The organism is Acinetobacter sp. CIP 101934 (assembly GCF_000369585.1).
Taxonomy (GTDB): domain Bacteria; phylum Pseudomonadota; class Gammaproteobacteria; order Pseudomonadales; family Moraxellaceae; genus Acinetobacter; species Acinetobacter schindleri.
On record NZ_KB850094.1, the window covers coordinates 2,041,302 to 2,058,085 of the forward strand.

The 16,784-nt window shown below is 42.9% G+C and carries 17 protein-coding genes and 1 pseudogene; 6 read left to right on the top strand and 12 right to left on the bottom strand.

What is annotated here, in order from left to right; all coding sequences use genetic code 11:
* Nucleotides 1–7 precede the first annotated feature (7 nt).
* From F899_RS10040 to F899_RS10065, 6 genes are all read right to left on the bottom strand, one after another.
* The gene (locus F899_RS10040; protein ID WP_005222540.1) at nucleotides 8–646 is read right to left on the bottom strand and encodes a MotA/TolQ/ExbB proton channel family protein; all 639 of its coding nucleotides are present in this window, start codon (nucleotides 644–646) and stop codon (nucleotides 8–10) included.
* Nucleotides 647–675: 29 nt separating this feature from the next.
* Nucleotides 676–1,563 (bottom strand): ParB/RepB/Spo0J family partition protein, encoded by an 888-nt coding sequence (locus tag F899_RS10045; protein WP_005222541.1) that lies wholly within the window; start codon nucleotides 1,561–1,563, stop codon nucleotides 676–678.
* Nucleotides 1,560–2,342, bottom strand: a complete 783-nt coding sequence (locus tag F899_RS10050) for a ParA family protein (RefSeq protein ID WP_004815561.1) — start codon at nucleotides 2,340–2,342, stop codon at nucleotides 1,560–1,562. The genes F899_RS10045 and F899_RS10050 overlap by 4 nt, the downstream gene beginning before the upstream one ends.
* A gap of 25 nt (nucleotides 2,343–2,367) precedes the next feature.
* Nucleotides 2,368–3,000 (bottom strand): 16S rRNA (guanine(527)-N(7))-methyltransferase RsmG, encoded by a 633-nt coding sequence (rsmG, locus tag F899_RS10055; protein WP_005222543.1) that lies wholly within the window; start codon nucleotides 2,998–3,000, stop codon nucleotides 2,368–2,370.
* Between the two features lie 85 nt (nucleotides 3,001–3,085).
* The gene (murU, locus tag F899_RS10060; RefSeq protein ID WP_005222544.1) at nucleotides 3,086–3,775 is read right to left on the bottom strand and encodes an N-acetylmuramate alpha-1-phosphate uridylyltransferase MurU; all 690 of its coding nucleotides are present in this window, start codon (nucleotides 3,773–3,775) and stop codon (nucleotides 3,086–3,088) included.
* The gene (locus tag F899_RS10065; protein ID WP_005222545.1) at nucleotides 3,776–4,789 is read right to left on the bottom strand and encodes an aminoglycoside phosphotransferase family protein; all 1,014 of its coding nucleotides are present in this window, start codon (nucleotides 4,787–4,789) and stop codon (nucleotides 3,776–3,778) included.
* Between the two features lie 121 nt (nucleotides 4,790–4,910).
* Between F899_RS10065 and F899_RS10070 the strand changes: the two genes are divergently transcribed.
* Both F899_RS10070 and F899_RS10075 read left to right on the top strand, forming a co-directional pair.
* Nucleotides 4,911–7,370 carry an LPS-assembly protein LptD gene (locus F899_RS10070; RefSeq protein ID WP_034434044.1) on the top strand — a complete coding sequence of 820 codons (2,460 nt, stop codon included), beginning with the start codon at nucleotides 4,911–4,913 and terminating at the stop codon, nucleotides 7,368–7,370.
* Nucleotides 7,370–8,674: a peptidylprolyl isomerase gene (locus tag F899_RS10075; RefSeq protein WP_004892764.1), complete on the top strand. Its 1,305-nt coding sequence runs from the start codon at nucleotides 7,370–7,372 to the stop codon at nucleotides 8,672–8,674. The genes F899_RS10070 and F899_RS10075 overlap by 1 nt, the downstream gene beginning before the upstream one ends.
* Nucleotides 8,675–8,788: 114 nt before the next feature.
* Here the strand turns inward: F899_RS10075 and hfq are convergent, their stop codons facing one another.
* The 4 genes from hfq to tsaE form a co-directional block, all read right to left on the bottom strand.
* Nucleotides 8,789–9,310 carry an RNA chaperone Hfq gene (gene hfq, locus F899_RS10080; RefSeq protein ID WP_004892762.1) on the bottom strand — a complete coding sequence of 174 codons (522 nt, stop codon included), beginning with the start codon at nucleotides 9,308–9,310 and terminating at the stop codon, nucleotides 8,789–8,791.
* A 92-nt stretch (nucleotides 9,311–9,402) separates the two neighbouring features.
* The gene (gene miaA / locus F899_RS10085; protein ID WP_005222552.1) at nucleotides 9,403–10,347 is read right to left on the bottom strand and encodes a tRNA (adenosine(37)-N6)-dimethylallyltransferase MiaA; all 945 of its coding nucleotides are present in this window, start codon (nucleotides 10,345–10,347) and stop codon (nucleotides 9,403–9,405) included.
* Between the two features lie 6 nt (nucleotides 10,348–10,353).
* Nucleotides 10,354–12,345 carry a DNA mismatch repair endonuclease MutL gene (gene mutL / locus F899_RS10090; RefSeq protein ID WP_005222553.1) on the bottom strand — a complete coding sequence of 664 codons (1,992 nt, stop codon included), beginning with the start codon at nucleotides 12,343–12,345 and terminating at the stop codon, nucleotides 10,354–10,356.
* Complete coding sequence (gene tsaE, locus F899_RS10095; RefSeq protein ID WP_034434048.1) at nucleotides 12,335–12,814, bottom strand: tRNA (adenosine(37)-N6)-threonylcarbamoyltransferase complex ATPase subunit type 1 TsaE; 480 nt, start codon at nucleotides 12,812–12,814, stop codon at nucleotides 12,335–12,337. Before tsaE ends, mutL begins: the two co-directional genes overlap by 11 nt.
* Nucleotides 12,815–12,941: 127 nt before the next feature.
* Between tsaE and F899_RS10100 the strand changes: the two genes are divergently transcribed.
* The 3 genes from F899_RS10100 to F899_RS10110 all read left to right on the top strand — a co-directional run bounded on the left by F899_RS10100 (nucleotide 12,942) and on the right by F899_RS10110 (nucleotide 14,840).
* Nucleotides 12,942–13,844, top strand: coding sequence for a pseudouridine synthase (locus F899_RS10100; RefSeq protein WP_005222555.1), 903 nt, complete (start codon nucleotides 12,942–12,944; stop codon nucleotides 13,842–13,844).
* A 114-nt stretch (nucleotides 13,845–13,958) separates the two neighbouring features.
* The gene (locus F899_RS10105; protein ID WP_004892749.1) at nucleotides 13,959–14,303 is read left to right on the top strand and encodes a type II toxin-antitoxin system RelB/DinJ family antitoxin; all 345 of its coding nucleotides are present in this window, start codon (nucleotides 13,959–13,961) and stop codon (nucleotides 14,301–14,303) included.
* Nucleotides 14,304–14,396: 93 nt separating this feature from the next.
* Nucleotides 14,397–14,840, top strand: coding sequence for a GNAT family N-acetyltransferase (locus F899_RS10110; RefSeq protein ID WP_005222556.1), 444 nt, complete (start codon nucleotides 14,397–14,399; stop codon nucleotides 14,838–14,840).
* A gap of 10 nt (nucleotides 14,841–14,850) precedes the next feature.
* On the opposite strand, the gene F899_RS10115 is transcribed toward F899_RS10110, so the two are convergent.
* Nucleotides 14,851–15,558: a pseudouridine synthase gene (locus F899_RS10115; RefSeq protein WP_005222557.1), complete on the bottom strand. Its 708-nt coding sequence runs from the start codon at nucleotides 15,556–15,558 to the stop codon at nucleotides 14,851–14,853.
* Between the two features lie 137 nt (nucleotides 15,559–15,695).
* On the opposite strand from F899_RS10115, the gene F899_RS10120 reads away from it, so the two are divergent.
* Nucleotides 15,696–16,148, top strand: a complete 453-nt coding sequence (locus tag F899_RS10120; RefSeq protein WP_005222558.1) for a DUF441 domain-containing protein — start codon at nucleotides 15,696–15,698, stop codon at nucleotides 16,146–16,148.
* Nucleotides 16,149–16,436: 288 nt separating this feature from the next.
* Here F899_RS10120 and F899_RS10125 read toward each other — a convergent pair.
* Nucleotides 16,437–16,763 (bottom strand): annotated as a pseudogene (locus tag F899_RS10125) (gamma-glutamylcyclotransferase family protein).
* Nucleotides 16,764–16,784 lie beyond the last annotated feature (21 nt).

Consider the following 16,784-nt stretch of genomic DNA (forward strand, 5'->3'; position numbering starts at 1 on the left):
ACTCACCTCAGCTCGCCTTCTGAAGACTTTCATCCGCTTCTGAAGCATGCGAATAAAACAGGTCAGCATGAAATAAAGTGGCCTGCTGCTCCAGCTCGGCCACATATTCCTGTACCAGACGCTGGAAATAACGATGTGCAAATAAGGCAGGGATCGCGATCAGCATCCCGGCAGCTGTCGTAATTAACGCCTTGGAAATCCCCGGCATCATCAGTACTGGATCGCTGGTGGTACCCACATCGATCATGAGGAAAGATTCAATAATTCCGATCACTGTACCGAGCAAACCCAGCAAAGGTGCAACTGCACTTAAAGTTCCCAAAAAATTAATATTTCTTTCCAGATAACCAATTTCCTGCGAAGCAACGACTTCCATCTGGGCACGTGCATATTGCTCGGTCTGTTGCTGGCTGGCAGCACCTGCTGCAAAAACACGGCCTAATGTACTCCCTTGCAGGGATTTATCTACATTTAGTTTTTGCATCACCTGATTGGCATTTTGCCCGGGACCCATCAAAAGCGCTTTAGGTAATATCAGGCTCTTTTTCAGGCGAATAAATCGCTCTAACGAGATGGCCACCATGAAAATCGAACATAATACGAGGGGTAGCATCAGCCACCCACCTGCTTTTACCAATTCCCACATCTGATTTATCCCCAATCAAGAATCAAGTTTTATTCGTCATCCAGGATCGAAAGAATACCGTCTAGCTCTTCCAGTGAATGATAGCTAATGACCAGTTTGCCTTTGCCCTGCTTGTTATAATCAATTTTTACTTCTGCACTAAAACGTTCTGACAGACGTTGTGTCAGTTGTTGAATATCCGGCGCTACGACTGGCTTTGGTTTATCCTGTTTTGGAGTATTAAAATCACGCACTAATTGCTCAGTCTGGCGTACGGACAGGCTCTTCTCAATTACCATTTCAGCCACTTTCAGCTGGTCTTTGGCTTTCAAAGTCAGGATCGCACGCGCATGCCCCATATCAAACAGCCCTTGCTGCATAAAGTCTTTGACCTCTTCAGCTAAGGTCAGCAAACGCAGTAAATTACTGACTGTCGTACGCGCCTTGCCTACTGTATCGGCAATCTCCTGATGGCTCAGACCAAATTCTTCATGGAAACGTTGCAGCGCCATTGCCTGATCAATTGGATTCAGATCTTGACGCTGGATATTTTCAATCAAAGCCAGCGCAATTGCCACCTGATCATTCAGATCACGTACAATCGCAGGAACTTCTGTAAGGCCTGCCAATTGTGCTGCACGCCAGCGACGCTCACCCGCAATAATTTCATAAGGATGGCGTTCATCATCTACCGGACGGATGACGATCGGCTGCATGATGCCATGCTTCTCAATTGAAGCAGCCAGTTCCTGCAAATCCTGTTCATTGATATAGCGACGTGGCTGGTATTCGCCACGTTTCAACAGATTCACATCAATCTGCTTCAGCTGACCATGATCCAGACCTTGTGCTTCAAGCTGTAATTTTTCTTTTTGAATTGACCCCAGTAATGCATCCAAACCACGACCTTTGGCGAGTCCACGTTTCTTCACGGTCATGCTTTACTTCCTTTTTTCACTTTGCTTTTCTTTAACATTTCAGCCGCCAGATTGAGGTAAGCAACTGCACCCTTGGAACTTTTTTCAAAATAAATCACTGGCAAACCATGTGCTGGTGCTTCAGCCAGACGGATATTACGTGGAATCACGGTATCGTAAAGTTTCTTGCCAAAATATTGTTGTAATTCTTCAGAGACATCACGTGTCAGTGCATTACGCGCATCATACATGGTACGTAATACACCCACGATTTGCAGATCAGGATTTAAAGCCTGCTGAATCCGGTCAATGGTCTGAGTCAAATCAGCCAATCCTTCTAATGCATAATACTCACATTGCATTGGAATAATCACGCCATCGACGGCAGCCAAGGCGTTCACGGTAATCAGGCTTAAACTTGGTGCACAATCTACAATAATATAATCAAATGATTTTTCAATTTCCTGCAGGGCATCACGCAGAATAAATTCACGGCCTTCCTGTTCGGCAATTGCCAGCTCTACACCTGCCAGATCACGGTTAGCGCCTAATACTTTATATCCAACTTCCGCCTTAGTAATTGCCGTTTCAATCGGCACTTCACCAAGCAACACATCCGTTACTGAATAAAGTAAATCATTTTTCTGAATGCCCGAGCCCATCGTAGCATTACCTTGTGAATCCATATCCACAAGCAGCACACGTTTTTTTAATACTGCGAGAGATGCCGCCAAATTTACTGCGGTTGTGGTTTTGCCAACGCCACCCTTCTGGTTTGCAATCGCAATAATTTGTGCCATGTTGACCCCAATTCCTTTGAAAATCTTAAATACGTTTTAATAAAAGTAAATGACGTTGTTCGTCTAAGCGCGGAACTTTAAGTTCAATAATCTCACAACTAAATTCATCTTTTAAAGCACTAACTTCATCTTCAGGAATTAAACCTTTCATCGATGCAATAATACTTTGCTCATGCATATAAGGTTTTGATGCATCTACAAAATCGGTCAATGATGCAAAGGCACGACTGGTAATCACATCAAACTGACCGAGTTCATTAATACTGTCTTCATTTTCAACGCGTGTTTGCACCGCAATCACATTTTTTAGCTTCAAGTCAGCAATAAACTGCTTCAGGAAACGGATTTTCTTGCCATTTGAATCTAATAGTACGCAGTTACGTTCCGGCTGACATAATGCAATGATCATGCCCGGCATCCCGCCGCCGGTACCAATATCGAGCAAACGGCCTGATGGCAAATCCTTTAAAATACTTAAGCTGTCTAGCAGATGCTTGACCAGCATTTCTTTCGGATCACGAATGGCAGTCAGATTGTATGCCTTATTCCACAGTACCAAAGCGTCTTGGTACTTGAGTAATAAATTTAAAGTTTCATCACTCAATGCTAAACCTAAAGCCTGGCTACCCTGCTTTAATTCCTGAAAAAACGTATGCATAAACAATTAACGCTCGAAAAAATTAGAAGAAAGTATACCGCTTTCTCTATATTGGCACAGTAGGGAGTGCTTAGTGAATATTCACTTAAGCATATTTCCCTTCACGAATTTCAGCATCCAGTGCAGCCAAACGCTCTGGCGTCCCTACATCAACCCAGTCACCAATCAACTTTGAGGCAGCGACTTGATTTGCCAGCATCGCCTCTTTGAGTAATGGCGCCAGTGGACACTTACCTGCTTCCAGACCTGCAAACATTTTCGGGTCAATCAAAGAGACACCACTAAAGGTCAGATTTTCACCCTGAACATTCTGATCAAAGGTATAAGCTTTACCTTCAGCCAGGCTAAAATCACCTTGTGGGTGCTGAGGTGGATTTTGCACCAACACCAGATGTGCCAGGTTTTCACCCAGCTCCACTGTCAATAATGGCGCAAAATCCATGGTGGTCCAGACATCACCATTCACCAGAATAAAAGGCTGATCCCCTAATAAAGGCAAAGCGTTGATAATACCACCAGCAGTTTCCAGTCCCTCACCTTCATGTGACCATAAAATCTTGACACCAAACTGCGAACCATCACCCAAAGCTTCCACAAGTTTTTCACCTAACCATGCGGTATTGATGACGATTTCATTCACACCGATCGCCGTCAACTTTTCGATATGCCAGACGATCAGAGGCTTGTCACCTACTTCCAAAAGTGGCTTTGGTGTATGCAGCGTTAAAGGGCGCATGCGATTACCTAGGCCTGCAGCCAAAATCATCGCTTTCATTTATGCAGCCACCTCATATGAACCATATTTTTCTTCAAAAGCTGGCAATACGCGCTCATTGATAAATTGCATAAACGGCTGCAATTCTGCATAAGGTTTACTTTCTTCCAGCAGATACCACATCACACGCGGCAAATCTTTCAAATATCCCGATTTACCATCACGTTCAAACAGGCGCACAAAAATACCTAAAATCTTGATATGACGTTGAATGGCCATCATGTCGGCATCTTTCTTGAACTGTCCAAAATCACGACCCTCTTTGGCAGAAGCCGGCAATAAATTGTAGAAAGTTTCAAACCAGCGATAGACACGGTCAGCATTCCACTGTACATAGGCATCGCGGGTAATCGAGATCAGGTCATAAGTATCCGCACCAATGACTGCATCCTGAAAATCGATCACGCCCAGATCTGTTTCACCTGCAATCTGCATCAGGTTACGGCTATGGAAATCACGGTGCACAATCACTTGAGGTTGAGCTAATGCTGCATTCGCCAGAATGGCAAAGGTACGCTTAATCAGCGCACTTTCCGCTGCGGTCGGAATGACTTTTAAAGCGGGCAACATCCAGTCAGTCAGCAATTCCATTTCCGAGATCAGTTTTTCATAAGAATACTCAGGAAAATGACCTTGGCCTTGAATAGACTGTAACTGAACTAACTGTTTAAAACTCTGTTCATAATAAGCATCGACAGTGGCGTCATTAAGCAGATCAGACAGCATCACATTGCCGAAATCTTCGAGCAGTAATAGACCATTTTCCAGATCTTTCGCCACAATGTGCGGCACGCGAACACCATTCGCATCAAAAAATTCATCTATCGTCACAAAAGGCACACAATCTTCTTTTTCTGGTGGTGCATCCATTAGCATAAATGTTTTATTATTCAGTTTGATTCGTGCATAACGACGAAAACTGGCATCGCCTGCTAAAAAATGAGTTTCAAATTGATCTGAACCGAGTACAGAAGCAATCCAAGATTGTATCAATTGTTCGCGTTGAGTATTCATTTGCAATAAATTCTAGTACAGGCTGAGTTTTTAAAGTGCTAAGTGTAGCTACTTATCAACTTTTTCTCTATGATGCGACAATAATTAATTGCGATAAAAGCATGATTGGTTAATGAGACAAATGAAGCATCAGTTTAAATATAATCCTTTAGCGACTGCGATCTTAACTTTGTTATGTGGTAGCTCAATTTCAAGCTATGCTGCAGAAAATGACTCATCCAACAGCAACAATCAGCAGCTTAAACAAAGCTTACAGGAAACCTATCCTGGTGAAGCATTTTTCTCTCAATATTATGTTGACAAATCCACGCCTGAAGCACAACAACGACAGGGACAGTATTTAAGTTCTGCCTATTGTCAAGGCACCTGGATTACTCCGGTTTCACCTGCAGTTGAAGCAGTTGCTCCAGATCAAGCGACTTCTACCGTTACTGCTGACTATGGCCACTATAATCCGAATGGCGATTCTTACTTAGAAGGCAATGTCATCATTGATCAGCAAGGTCGTCAGATTCGTGCAGATCAAGTGACCATTGACCAGACCCAGACCTACGCAAAAGCTCAAGGTCGAGTACAGCTGGCACAAGCAGGTCTGCTCTCACAAAGTGATGACATTAATTACAACCTAAAAACCCAACAAGGCGACTTAAATAACAGCTTTTATATTGCAGAAGAACAACATGCGCATGGACGTGCAGAAAAAATCGCCAGAACCTCCACTGAAACAGTTGAACTGGAAAATGCGACCTATACTACTTGCCCACCTGAACAGAAGCCAACCTGGAAAATTCAGGCAGATCGTATCAAGTTAAATCAGGAAACTGGGCGTGGTGAAACTCGTAATACCAAAATATACGTTAAAGATGTGCCTGTTCTTGCAGTACCTTATTTTAACTTCCCGATTGATGATCGTCGCACCACCGGGATTCTGACCCCTAGTTTTGGTTTTACCAATGATGGTGGCTTAGAACTGGGCGTTCCAGTATATTTAAATCTAGCACCAAATTACGATGCTACCATTACACCACGTTATATCGCTGACCGTGGTGCAATGCTGGATGGTCAGTTCCGTTATTTAACCGAGAACTTTGGCTATGGTCAAATCTGGGGGGGCATTTTACCTTCAGATCGTAGCTATGATGATCAAGACCGTAAAGACCTGCATTTCCGTCATGACTGGCAGATTAACGAGCAGTTCTCAACCAATCTTGAATATAACTATGCTTCAGATAAAGACTTCTTCTCAGATCTCAATAATAATCCAAATTCTAAAACTGATCTGAATTTACGTCGTGCTTGGGAAATTAACTATAAAAATGGTATTCCAGGCTTGAAAGCACAGTTAAAAGTAGAAGATTTCCAGACCCTAGACCCAGAAGTTGCAGATGAAGACCGTCCTTATGCGCGTTTGCCACAATTCCTAGTCAACTATAAAACGGGCAACCCGCTCGGTTGGCAATTCGAAGCCAATCACGATACTGCCTATTTCAAAAAAGATGTTAATAATATAAATCCAGCTACAGGCAGTTACGAACCGAGTGGTACACGTATCTATAACGATCTAGCAGTTCGCTATAATCATCGAACACCTGGTTTATTCCTGCTTCCTCAATTGTCCTTGCGCAACATTAATACCTTCTATGACAAGGACACGATTGATCTTTTAGACCAGAACCAAACTAATTCTTCAAGTGAAGATAAATCTATTGTAGTGCCAGAATTCACTCTCGATGCTGGTTTGATTTTTGAAAAAGAAGGACGCTATTTACAGACACTAACACCTCGTCTGTTTTATGCTTACGCACCTTACGAGAATCAAGAAGATCAGCCAAATTTTGACTCAGTGAATGCTTCGATCAGCTATGATCAGCTATTCAGCCCACGTCGTTTCTATGGTCATGACCGTTTAGAAGACAATAACTTTGCATCCGTAGGCTTAAGCTACAGCCTGTTCAATGATGTTGGTTTAGAACGCCTGCGTGCCAGTATAGGCCAAAGTTTCTTCTTCGAAGACCGTCGCGTGACTTTAGAACGGGATATTGATGAATATGACCGTGAAACGCATACTGGTCCTGTAATTCAACTATCCAGCCAGCTTTCCAATAATTTCCATGTCAACTTTAACTCAGCATGGATGTCGAATGGTCAGAATGCACAGCGCGATGTGCAAGCCTATTACACTGGTGAACAAGGTAATCTCTACAATGTAGGCTATTTCTATCGCAAAGAAATTACTGACCGTCAAAAAAGCTATGATCAGGTGGTTGGTTCATTCATTCAGCCTGTTTTCAATAACTGGCGTCTGATTGGTCATGCTCAATACGATCTGGAAAACAACGTTGCACGTGAATATTTACTTGGCGTGAACTATGAGTCATGCTGTTGGGGTGTTTCCGTCTATGGCCGCTCATATTACAATGATCTGGATGACATCAATGAAGCGGGTGTTAAACCAAAACGCATGATCATGGCAGAACTCAGCCTTAGAGGCTTAGGTGGATTCAACAATAAATTGGCATCACTACTGGAAAACCGTATTCTGGGCTTTAATAATATCAATCAGACTTGGACAGAACGTTAATGAAGACAAAACAGTTAAAACATTTTTTTAAAGCAACCACACTTGCGCTATGCCTTTCTGCAGCAATACCTACTTTTGCTGTTGCACAGACCAAGGATGAAGTTGTAGCTGTTGTCGACAATAGCGTGATTCTTCGTAGTGACCTGGATCAAAGCATTGCAGAGATTTCTCATCAACTCGAAAAGCAAAAGAAGCCTGCACCGTCACAACAAATCCTGCAACAACAAGCCTTAGAGCAACTGATTTTACGTCAGGCTCAACTTGAACAGGTAAAGCGTTATAATGTTCGTCCTGATGAAAAAGCGCTTAATGATGCAGTATTAAAAGTTGCACGCGACTCTGGTTCTTCCAGCCTGGAAGCTTTCCAGCAAAAGCTGGATTCAATTGCACCAAATACTTATGCTGCTCTACGTAACCGTATCGCAGAAGACCTTGCGATTAACCGTTTACGTCAACAGATTGTGACTTCCCGTATCAAAATCAGCGATCAGGATGTGGAAAACTTCCTGAAAACCCCGCAAGGTCAGGCATTACTCGGTAGTCAGGTTCATGTACAACATGTCCGTGTTTCTGGTGACAATACAGCTCAAGTTGCAGCAGAGGTAAAGAAAGAGTTAGAAAGCTCTACCGACCTGAAAGCAATTGAGAAGAAATACTCCAAAAATGGTGTCAAAGTTGAAGCTGCTGACATGGGCTTCCGTAATATTTCAGATATTCCAGATGAGCTCGCATCACGTGTAACCAGCCTTCAGCCTGGTCAAACCTCTGAACTGATTGAAGCCCGCGATGGTGCTCACATTCTTAAGCTGATTGATCGTAAAGCGGGTGAAAAGCGTGCACTCGTACAACAATATCAGACGCGTCATATTCTGATTCAGCCTTCGGAAGTAGTGAGTCCTGAAAATGCCAAACAGATGATTGACAGTCTGTATACCCGCCTAAAAAATGGTGAAGACTTTGCCGTACTGGCGGCTACCTTCTCCAATGATCCTGGTTCAGCACGTGACAGTGGTAGTCTAGGCTGGGTGAATCCAGGTGTGATGGTCCCAGAATTTGAAGAACGTATGAAAAAAACACCTGTGGGCCAAATCAGTGAACCGTTCCAGTCTCAGTTTGGCTGGCATATTCTACAGGTGACAGATACGCGCCAACAGGATATGACTTCAGAATACCAGGAACGTATGGCACGTCAGCTTTTAGGCGAACGTCAGTTTGATACAGAACTGGATAGCTGGTTACGTGAGACCCGCAGTAATGCCTTTGTTGAGATTAAAGATCCACAACTGGACCGTAAAAAGAATTAATATTCAGCATCTTTAAAAAAACCGGCTTTTGGCCGGTTTTTTATTATCTATATAAGACTATTACCATAAAAAAACCTCTCATTTCTGAGAGGTTTTTTAGATTCTTAAATCAGATTAACGGTTGTTTTCGTCATCTTGAGAATCTTCGAATTTTGCATCGTCACTAAAGCCAGCACCTTGACCACCGAAGCCGCCTTGTCCACCGAAGCCACCTTGTCCACCAAAGCCGCCAGGTTGGCCGCCACCGAAGCCGCCTTGACCACCGAAGCCACCAGGTTGACCGCCACCGAAGCCTCCTTGACCACCGAAGCCGCCAGGTTGGCCGCCACCGAAGCCGCCTTGACCACCGAAGCCGCCAGGTTGGCCGCCACCGAAGCCACCTTGACCGCCGAAGCCAGCACCTTGAGGACCAGCAGGAGCACCAGCAGGACGTGGGTTACGTGCAGGAACTACGGTAGAAATCGCGTGTTTGTAAACCATTTGGCTTACAGTATTTTTTAATAATACAACGTATTGGTCAAATGATTCGATATGACCTTGTAGTTTGATACCGTTAACCAGGAAGATAGAAACAGGAATACGTTCTTTACGTAGGGAATTCAAGAACGGATCTTGTAAAGTTTGACCTTTAGACATGTTATAACTCCAAAAAATTTTAAAATCAGCGCAAAAAACTATCTTTATTTTTCAATTAAAAATTATAAAAAAGATAGTCTGTAAATTTTGCTTTATCCGTAACAGTTTCGCAAGTCTTCTTGAGCCTGCTGTGCGGTAAAATATGTAGTAAATTTATGCTTATCTTGCAAAGATCTTAACCATGTGTATTGACGTTTAGCCAGTTGTCGTGTTGCAAACAATGCCTTGTCTTCCATTTCTCGCTGTTTTTCAATACTTCGCTCACTGTTTTTTATAAATTCGATCGCCTGACGGTAACCAACGGAACGCATGGATGGAAGATTTTCATCAAAATCGTATTTTTTCATCAAGTTTTCCACTTCATTTAAAAAACCGATTTCCCACATAATTTCTAATCGTTTTTCAATACGCTTGTGTAATTCTACTCGGTCTGGGATCAGCGCGTAATTATGAAAACTGTAACGATATGGTTGATTTTTTGGTTGTTCTGCTTGTAGTTTTGTTATAGCTTGGCCAGTCAGCTTATAAACCTCTAAAGCACGAATAATGCGCTGTTTGTCACTTACTTTAAATTTTTGCCCTGCAATTGGGTCTACCGTACATAATTCCGCATAAACTGCTTCCCACCCTTCCCGTTCGGCTTTTGCTTCAATTTCCGCACGTACCTTATAATCTGCACTGGGTAGATTATCAGATAATCCTTCTAGCAATGCTTTGAAATAAAGCATTGTTCCACCAACCAAAATTGGAGTTTTGCCACGTGCATGCATATCATCAATCAGGCGACAGGCATCTTCGACAAAATTGGCTGCTGAATAGACCTCTAAAGGACTAATAATATCAATCAGATGATGCGGATATTGCTCTAATTCCGCTTTGGTTGGCTTGGCTGTACCAATGTCCATTTCCCGGTAAACCAGTGCAGAATCGACGGAAATCAGCTCAAAATTTCCTTGCTCATAGAGTTCACATGCCAAAGCGGTTTTACCACTTGCAGTTGGTCCCATTAAGTTGATGACCGGCAATTGATTTGACATGTACCACTACTCTCCTCGAGCAAAAAGTTTATCTAGTTGAGCCAGTGGGAAAGCACGCCATGTTGGACGTCCATGATTACACTGGCTGGCAAATTCAGTTTGTTCCATCTGACGCAATAAGGCATTCATTTCAGACAGGCTTAAAATACGGTTTGCACGTACCGCACCATGACAGGCCATGCCCGCCAAGATCTGGTCACGCTTTTGCAACAGGCCTTGCGCCTGATCCGTTGGGTCCAGATCATCCAGTAATTCAGGAATCAAGGCATCAAAATCTGCCTTGTGCAGGATCGCAGGAACTCCGCGCACGATCACCTGTTCATCACCATACTGGTCAATCTCCAGACCAAATCGGGCCAGCTGTTCCTTCAACTCTTCTACACGCATGGCCTGCATACGACTGATAGACACCACCTTAGGAATTAAAAGCTGCTGCGATGTCCAGAACTCCGGTTTATCCCAGGCAGACTTCATTTGCTGCAAGACGATACGCTCATGTGCTGCATGCATATCTACAATAATCAGACCTTCTGTGTTTTGTGCAAGGATATAAATCCCATGCAGCTGTGCAATCGCAATGCCTAAAGGATGCTCATCTACTTTGGCCTGCACATGTGTCTGAAAAGACTGCTCAGGGCTCAGCTGCTCAGTTTCGGAGTTTGCTCTAAGTGGTGCCAAATAGCTTTGTAAGGCATTGTTAAGCTGCTGTGAACCACTATAAGGCTTGGTATAATCCTGCACATAATGCACAGTTTGTGGACGCGAAGATTCAAAGTCAGTCAGCACATCTGAAGCTTCAGCTTCTATATATTTATGCGTATTACGAGGATGTAGATGCTGCTGAACTGCATAAGGTTCAGGAGGGGACTGCGGTGCAGCCTGATGCAGGCTAAACTGTTCCTGATAACGCGGCTGAGGCGTAAGTGGTGCAGGTTCCTCAGTTTTCATTGCATCAGCCAGATTAGCTGTTGCGGTCTGGAACTGTGCTAGCGTTTCTTTGGCATAATGACGTACAAACTCATGTACTTCACGCTGATTCAGGAAACGGATTTCATGTTTAGTTGGATGTACATTGACATCAATATTTTCCGGATCTACTTCCAGAAACAGCAGATAAGCTGCATGCTGGTTTCCATGCAGAATGCCGTCATACGCCATACGCAATGCATGAGAAATGGTCTTGTCTCTTACGATACGACCATTTACATAGACATATTGCATATCGGCTTGCGCACGCGCATCCGAAGGATGACCGAGCCAGCCAGACAAACGCATGTTGATACTATCTGCATCCATCCAGTAAGCATTTTCAGTAAATTGGCGCCCCAATAACTGCTGCACACGCTGGAAACGTAATGCTCCACTGTCTGCCACAGGCAGATTCAGCTTGATACTTTCATTATGTTCCAGCACAAAACGGATATCGAAATGGGTCAGTGCCAGACGACGTACAATCTCTTCAATATGACCAAATTCAGTGCCCGGTTTTTTTAGAAATTTACGACGTGCCGGTACATTAAAGAACAGATCCTGCACCCGGATATGGGTACCACGTGAAGTAGCAACTGCCTGAATTTCCTGATGGTCAAAAGCAGTACCATTCACTTCAACCTGATAACCAATGCCATCTTCGCTTTGGCTACTGGTCAAGGTTAGACGCGATACGGCTGCAATCGAAGCCAGCGCCTCACCACGGAAACCCAGACTGGTGATGGCATGCAATTCCTCTGCTGTCTGAATTTTACTGGTGGCATGACGCATGACCGCCAGCGCTAAATCTTCCGGGTGAATTCCTCGACCATTGTCAATAATTTCGATCAGTGTACTACCGCCCTGTTCTACACGAATCACCAGTTCAGTCGCACCAGCATCAATCGAGTTTTCGAGCAGTTCTTTCACTACAGATGCAGGTCGTTCAATCACTTCACCCGCTGCAATCTGGTTCGCCAGTGCAGGATCAAGTGAACGGATACGGCGTACGCTTAAATCATTCGACATATGGGAATTGCTGCTCCAAAGCCTGCTGTAATACTGAGTTTGATGAAGTCAACGTTGCAGTACGAGTCAACTCATCTTCGGATTTAAGAATTTCAATGATCAGATCTGCTTCAGGTATTTCATCACCACCTTTAGATGGCCATTCAAACAAGAATAATGCCTTTGGGGTTTCAAGATAATCCCGAATACCCATCAGTTCCAGTTCATAGGGATCATTTAAACGGTACAGGTCAAAGTGGAAAATATCCTTCCCTTGAATATTATAAGGTTCTACCAATGTATAGGTTGGACTTTTGACCGAACCCTCATGACCGAGCTGTTGTAAATAATAGCGCGTCAATGTCGTCTTGCCTGCTCCCAGATCACCGATCAGATAGATCACTCCCGTACTAAAATTCGCGGCCAATACCTTAGCCAGCTGTTGGGTATCTTCTTCATGATTTAAGGTGACAGTAAATGAATAAGGCATATGACTCACGACATGATTCAAAGGAACAAATATGATAGCATCGCCGCAGTTTAAAAGCCTATTCCGCCGCATGAGAAACTGTATTTTTTCATAGCATTTGTTTCCTGAATGAGATCCACTTCCCCATATGAATACTTCTGCTGAATTTATCCCACCGATGATCAACGGCGTCAGTGCCAGCAAAGTTTTCTTGCAACCATCCACTGCTGCAACAGTCTATGACTATTTATGTACACAGTTTCCGCATATCCAGACCAGTGAATGGCAATCTCGTTTTCAGGAGGGTCTGGTTTATGATGCACAGGGAAATAGCTTAAATCTAAATAGCCTCTTTCAGGCGAATAGCCACTGTTTTTATTATCGCTTTCTGGGACACGAAGTGCATGTTCCTTTCGAACACCAAATCCTGTTCGAAAATGAACATTTTATGGTGATTGATAAACCACATTTTCTAACCATGAGCCCGACCGGACAATATGTACAGGAAACCCTGCTGGTTCGTCTAAAGAAACAGACCGGGATTGAGCACCTAACTCCGATTCACCGACTGGATCGGGAGACGGCTGGCGTAGTGCTTATCTCTAAAAATGTAGCATCGCGTGGACTTTATCAGCAGTTGTTTGCTACACGCCAAGTACAGAAAACCTATCATGCGATTGCAGGTTACCGTGAAGAATTTCGCTTTCCGCAAATTGTGCGTTTACGCATGGATAAAGGTCAGCCTTTCTATACTATGCAGGTTTTGGAAGGTGAGCCTAATAGTGAAACCGAAATCACCTTATTAGAACAGCAAGATCATTTAGCCAAATACGAACTGAAACCGCATACTGGCAAGCAGCACCAATTACGTGTGCACTTAAACTTTTTGGGTATACCGATTCTGAATGATCCGTTTTATCCTAGCGTTGCACATAAAGCAGATAATGATTTTTCTGCGCCCTTACAGTTATTGGCCAAATATATCCAGTTTGTTGACCCTATTACCCAGCAATTGATGCAATTTTCTTCCGAGCAAGTGCTGACACTGTAATGCAGCTGTCATTACGATTTATTTTCAGAATTGATTCGTATAAGGATTGTATTTCAAATGTAATGGATTAAAATGAATGCGAAAAGTTAAGTATTTTAAAGTCTTGAATATATTATGAGAAAAACTGAAGTCTACCAAATACGCCTGGATTCTCAAGAAAAGAAACAAGCCTTTGCCGTATTTAAGCAATTGGGAATTACACCAGCTCAAGCAGTCCGCCTGTTTTTTAAGCAGGTAGTGCTGACTAAATCTATCCCCTTCTCTATTGAAAATCAGAATATCAACTTGGAACAATTAATCAAGCTGCGCAAACTAAAGCAAAGCGAATCCAAACCTGCATCTGCCGGATTGATTGCAGACACTGCAGAACAGGAAGCATTGGATCTACATGCTGATGATGATCATTTTGATTTATTTGAAGAACTGAATGCCATTCTGGGTGAAAGTGACAAAATTTAACACTGTCGCATTTTCAAACAATTTCATACGCTACTCCTCCCCAAAATTTCGTTATGCTCCATGAATACATAATAATAAGACATGGAGTAAGGAATGCTTGTTCGACGTGCTCAGGTAAAAGACCTGCAACAGCTTTCAGTTTTATTTAATGAATATCGCCAGTTTTATGGAGCTTCCTCAAATCAGGAACTTTCTTATCAGTTTCTAAAACAGCGATTTGAAGACCAGCAAACAGTGATTTTTATCAACACCAAGGATGATATTTTTACCGGATTTATTCTGCTTTATTTAAGATTTTCCTCAGTAGCTTGTTCAAAGTTTTATGTGCTGGATGATGTGTATATCACTCCACTGTATCGCCGTCATGGCGCTGCACGACAACTGATTGATACCGCTATTTTATTTGCCCGACATGAAAATGCACTGCGTATTAGCCTGGATACCCAGAAAAACAACCACCAATCGCATAAACTCTATGAATCAATGGGATTTATGCGAGATGATGAATTTGTCACTTTTCATTGTTTTCTCAAGTAAATCCAGCGCTTTATTCGGCACGGTATTTAGCTTGAATCACTTGATCTTCAGTTAAATAAATCCACTCACCTTCTGGCAAATCATTCAAAGTCAATTGACCTATTTGAGCCCGATGTAGTTTTTCAACTTTATTCCCCACAGCTGCCAGCATACGTTTCACCTGATGATAAACACCTTGATGCACTGTCATTTGCAAACGCTTTTCTTCCAGACGAATGACATCCGTAGCAGCATACATACCTTTTTCATTGCGTAACTCAACACCTTGTTCTAGCTGCTTGATCTGCTCATCCGTAACAGGGTCTGCGGTATCCATCTGGTAAATCTTGGCAACATGCTTTTTAGGATGAGTTAATGCCTGCAAAAATTGACCATCATCAGTCAGTAACAGCAAGCCTGTCGTATCCTGGTCTAAACGACCTACACACTGAATTCCACGATTCATGAGCAAGTCATCAAACAGCTCAAAGACACTAAAATGATGGGTTGCCTGATGCGAACACTCATAACCTTGTGGCTTGTTTAAGGCAATATAGACTTTTTCCCGATATTGATAGATTTCGTCATACACATTGAACTCTAGCTGATCCAAATCAAGTTTATGCTTTGGATTATCAATGATTTCACCCTGGATGCTCACAGCGCCATTCTTGATCAGTTGCTGGCAATACTTACGCGAGCCAAAACCTTGTGACTGCAACATTTTTTCCAGAAGCATAAACTTCAATCTCTGATATTTCATTCAAGCTCTATTCTATACCGAAACCGTGCACTCTGGATTCAGCTTTATATAAGGTTAGTTTCGGTTGCTGAAAATGGCTACAATAGCGTGATTATTCTCTCAACTCCTATCTTATGCCTCAACTCGATCTGAATTTGCTGGTACTTTTGATTTTACTGGCGTGTGGTATCTTCAGCCACAATACCGCTGTGACGATTGCTGCAGGTGTGCTGCTCGTATTAAAAATCACACCGCTGAATGAAATGCTGCCCTATGTCCAGACACATGGCCTGAATATCGGCGTGATTATTTTAACCATTGGCGTATTAGCACCAATTGCCAGTGGCAAAATTCCAGGAGAAAGTATTCTCAAATCTTTCCTGAGCTGGAAGTCTTTACTAGCAATCGTCATTGGCGTCTTTGTCGCCTGGCTGGGCGGACGTGGAGTGAAGCTGATGTCCAATCAGCCAGATGTGGTAGCCGGACTATTATTAGGCACAGTAGCAGGTGTAGCAGTATTACGCGGTGTTCCAGTCGGTCCTTTAATTGCGGCTGGGATTTTATCTTTGTTGATTAGTACGCAATAAGTTTAAAATAAAATTTCTATTCAGTTAACACGAATTCAAACATCCACCTTTCTCGGATTTCTAAAAATATTTAGAGATCAAATTATATGACTAGCGACATAGAGGTTGCACATTGATTACCTTACGCAAGCTATAAAGCAGTACTTCAGGCTTGCTCAGAAGATACTATCAGATCAACAGAATACTTTATTAATTCGACCTTTCGAAATTCAAGCAAAATAAAGTGAATGATTTTTAAAAGCGTTGACCTGATAAAAATTTGAAATTCAATAAATGATACATACCAGTCTAATCTTTCAAAGCATAGACCAGACTTTCTATCATCTCGCCATTTTCCAAATATACTTTAACCGGAATACGTTGATATTCATCACCTTCAAACTTATCCAGCTCATCCCAATATTGGGGAAGGTTCTCGGATATGAATACCTAACCCGGAACAGTCTCTCCCAAATCACTGAGCTGAATACCCGGGCTACCCAGTTCAGCACTCCAACCACGCTGCTGCAAATGTCCACAAATATAATCGGCTTTCCAGCTTCCTCCAATCCCTTCCATGACATGGGCATTGGGTTGCTGCGGACGAAGCGTGCCGTATACAAATAAACTGTGCATCTTAAGAACTCTTAAATATAA

Coding starts and splice junctions, on each gene's coding strand:
- F899_RS10040 (WP_005222540.1), bottom strand. CDS start 646: ATGTGGGAATTGGTAAAAGCAGGTGGGTGGCTGATGCTACCCCTCGTA.
- F899_RS10045 (WP_005222541.1), bottom strand. CDS start 1,563: ATGACCGTGAAGAAACGTGGACTCGCCAAAGGTCGTGGTTTGGATGCA.
- F899_RS10050 (WP_004815561.1), bottom strand. CDS start 2,342: ATGGCACAAATTATTGCGATTGCAAACCAGAAGGGTGGCGTTGGCAAA.
- rsmG (WP_005222543.1), bottom strand. CDS start 3,000: ATGCATACGTTTTTTCAGGAATTAAAGCAGGGTAGCCAGGCTTTAGGT.
- murU (WP_005222544.1), bottom strand. CDS start 3,775: ATGAAAGCGATGATTTTGGCTGCAGGCCTAGGTAATCGCATGCGCCCT.
- F899_RS10065 (WP_005222545.1), bottom strand. CDS start 4,789: ATGAATACTCAACGCGAACAATTGATACAATCTTGGATTGCTTCTGTA.
- F899_RS10070 (WP_034434044.1), top strand. CDS start 4,911: ATGAAGCATCAGTTTAAATATAATCCTTTAGCGACTGCGATCTTAACT.
- F899_RS10075 (WP_004892764.1), top strand. CDS start 7,370: ATGAAGACAAAACAGTTAAAACATTTTTTTAAAGCAACCACACTTGCG.
- hfq (WP_004892762.1), bottom strand. CDS start 9,310: ATGTCTAAAGGTCAAACTTTACAAGATCCGTTCTTGAATTCCCTACGT.
- miaA (WP_005222552.1), bottom strand. CDS start 10,347: ATGTCAAATCAATTGCCGGTCATCAACTTAATGGGACCAACTGCAAGT.
- mutL (WP_005222553.1), bottom strand. CDS start 12,345: ATGTCGAATGATTTAAGCGTACGCCGTATCCGTTCACTTGATCCTGCA.
- tsaE (WP_034434048.1), bottom strand. CDS start 12,814: ATGCCTTATTCATTTACTGTCACCTTAAATCATGAAGAAGATACCCAA.
- F899_RS10100 (WP_005222555.1), top strand. CDS start 12,942: ATGAATACTTCTGCTGAATTTATCCCACCGATGATCAACGGCGTCAGT.
- F899_RS10105 (WP_004892749.1), top strand. CDS start 13,959: ATGAGAAAAACTGAAGTCTACCAAATACGCCTGGATTCTCAAGAAAAG.
- F899_RS10110 (WP_005222556.1), top strand. CDS start 14,397: ATGCTTGTTCGACGTGCTCAGGTAAAAGACCTGCAACAGCTTTCAGTT.
- F899_RS10115 (WP_005222557.1), bottom strand. CDS start 15,558: ATGCTTCTGGAAAAAATGTTGCAGTCACAAGGTTTTGGCTCGCGTAAG.
- F899_RS10120 (WP_005222558.1), top strand. CDS start 15,696: ATGCCTCAACTCGATCTGAATTTGCTGGTACTTTTGATTTTACTGGCG.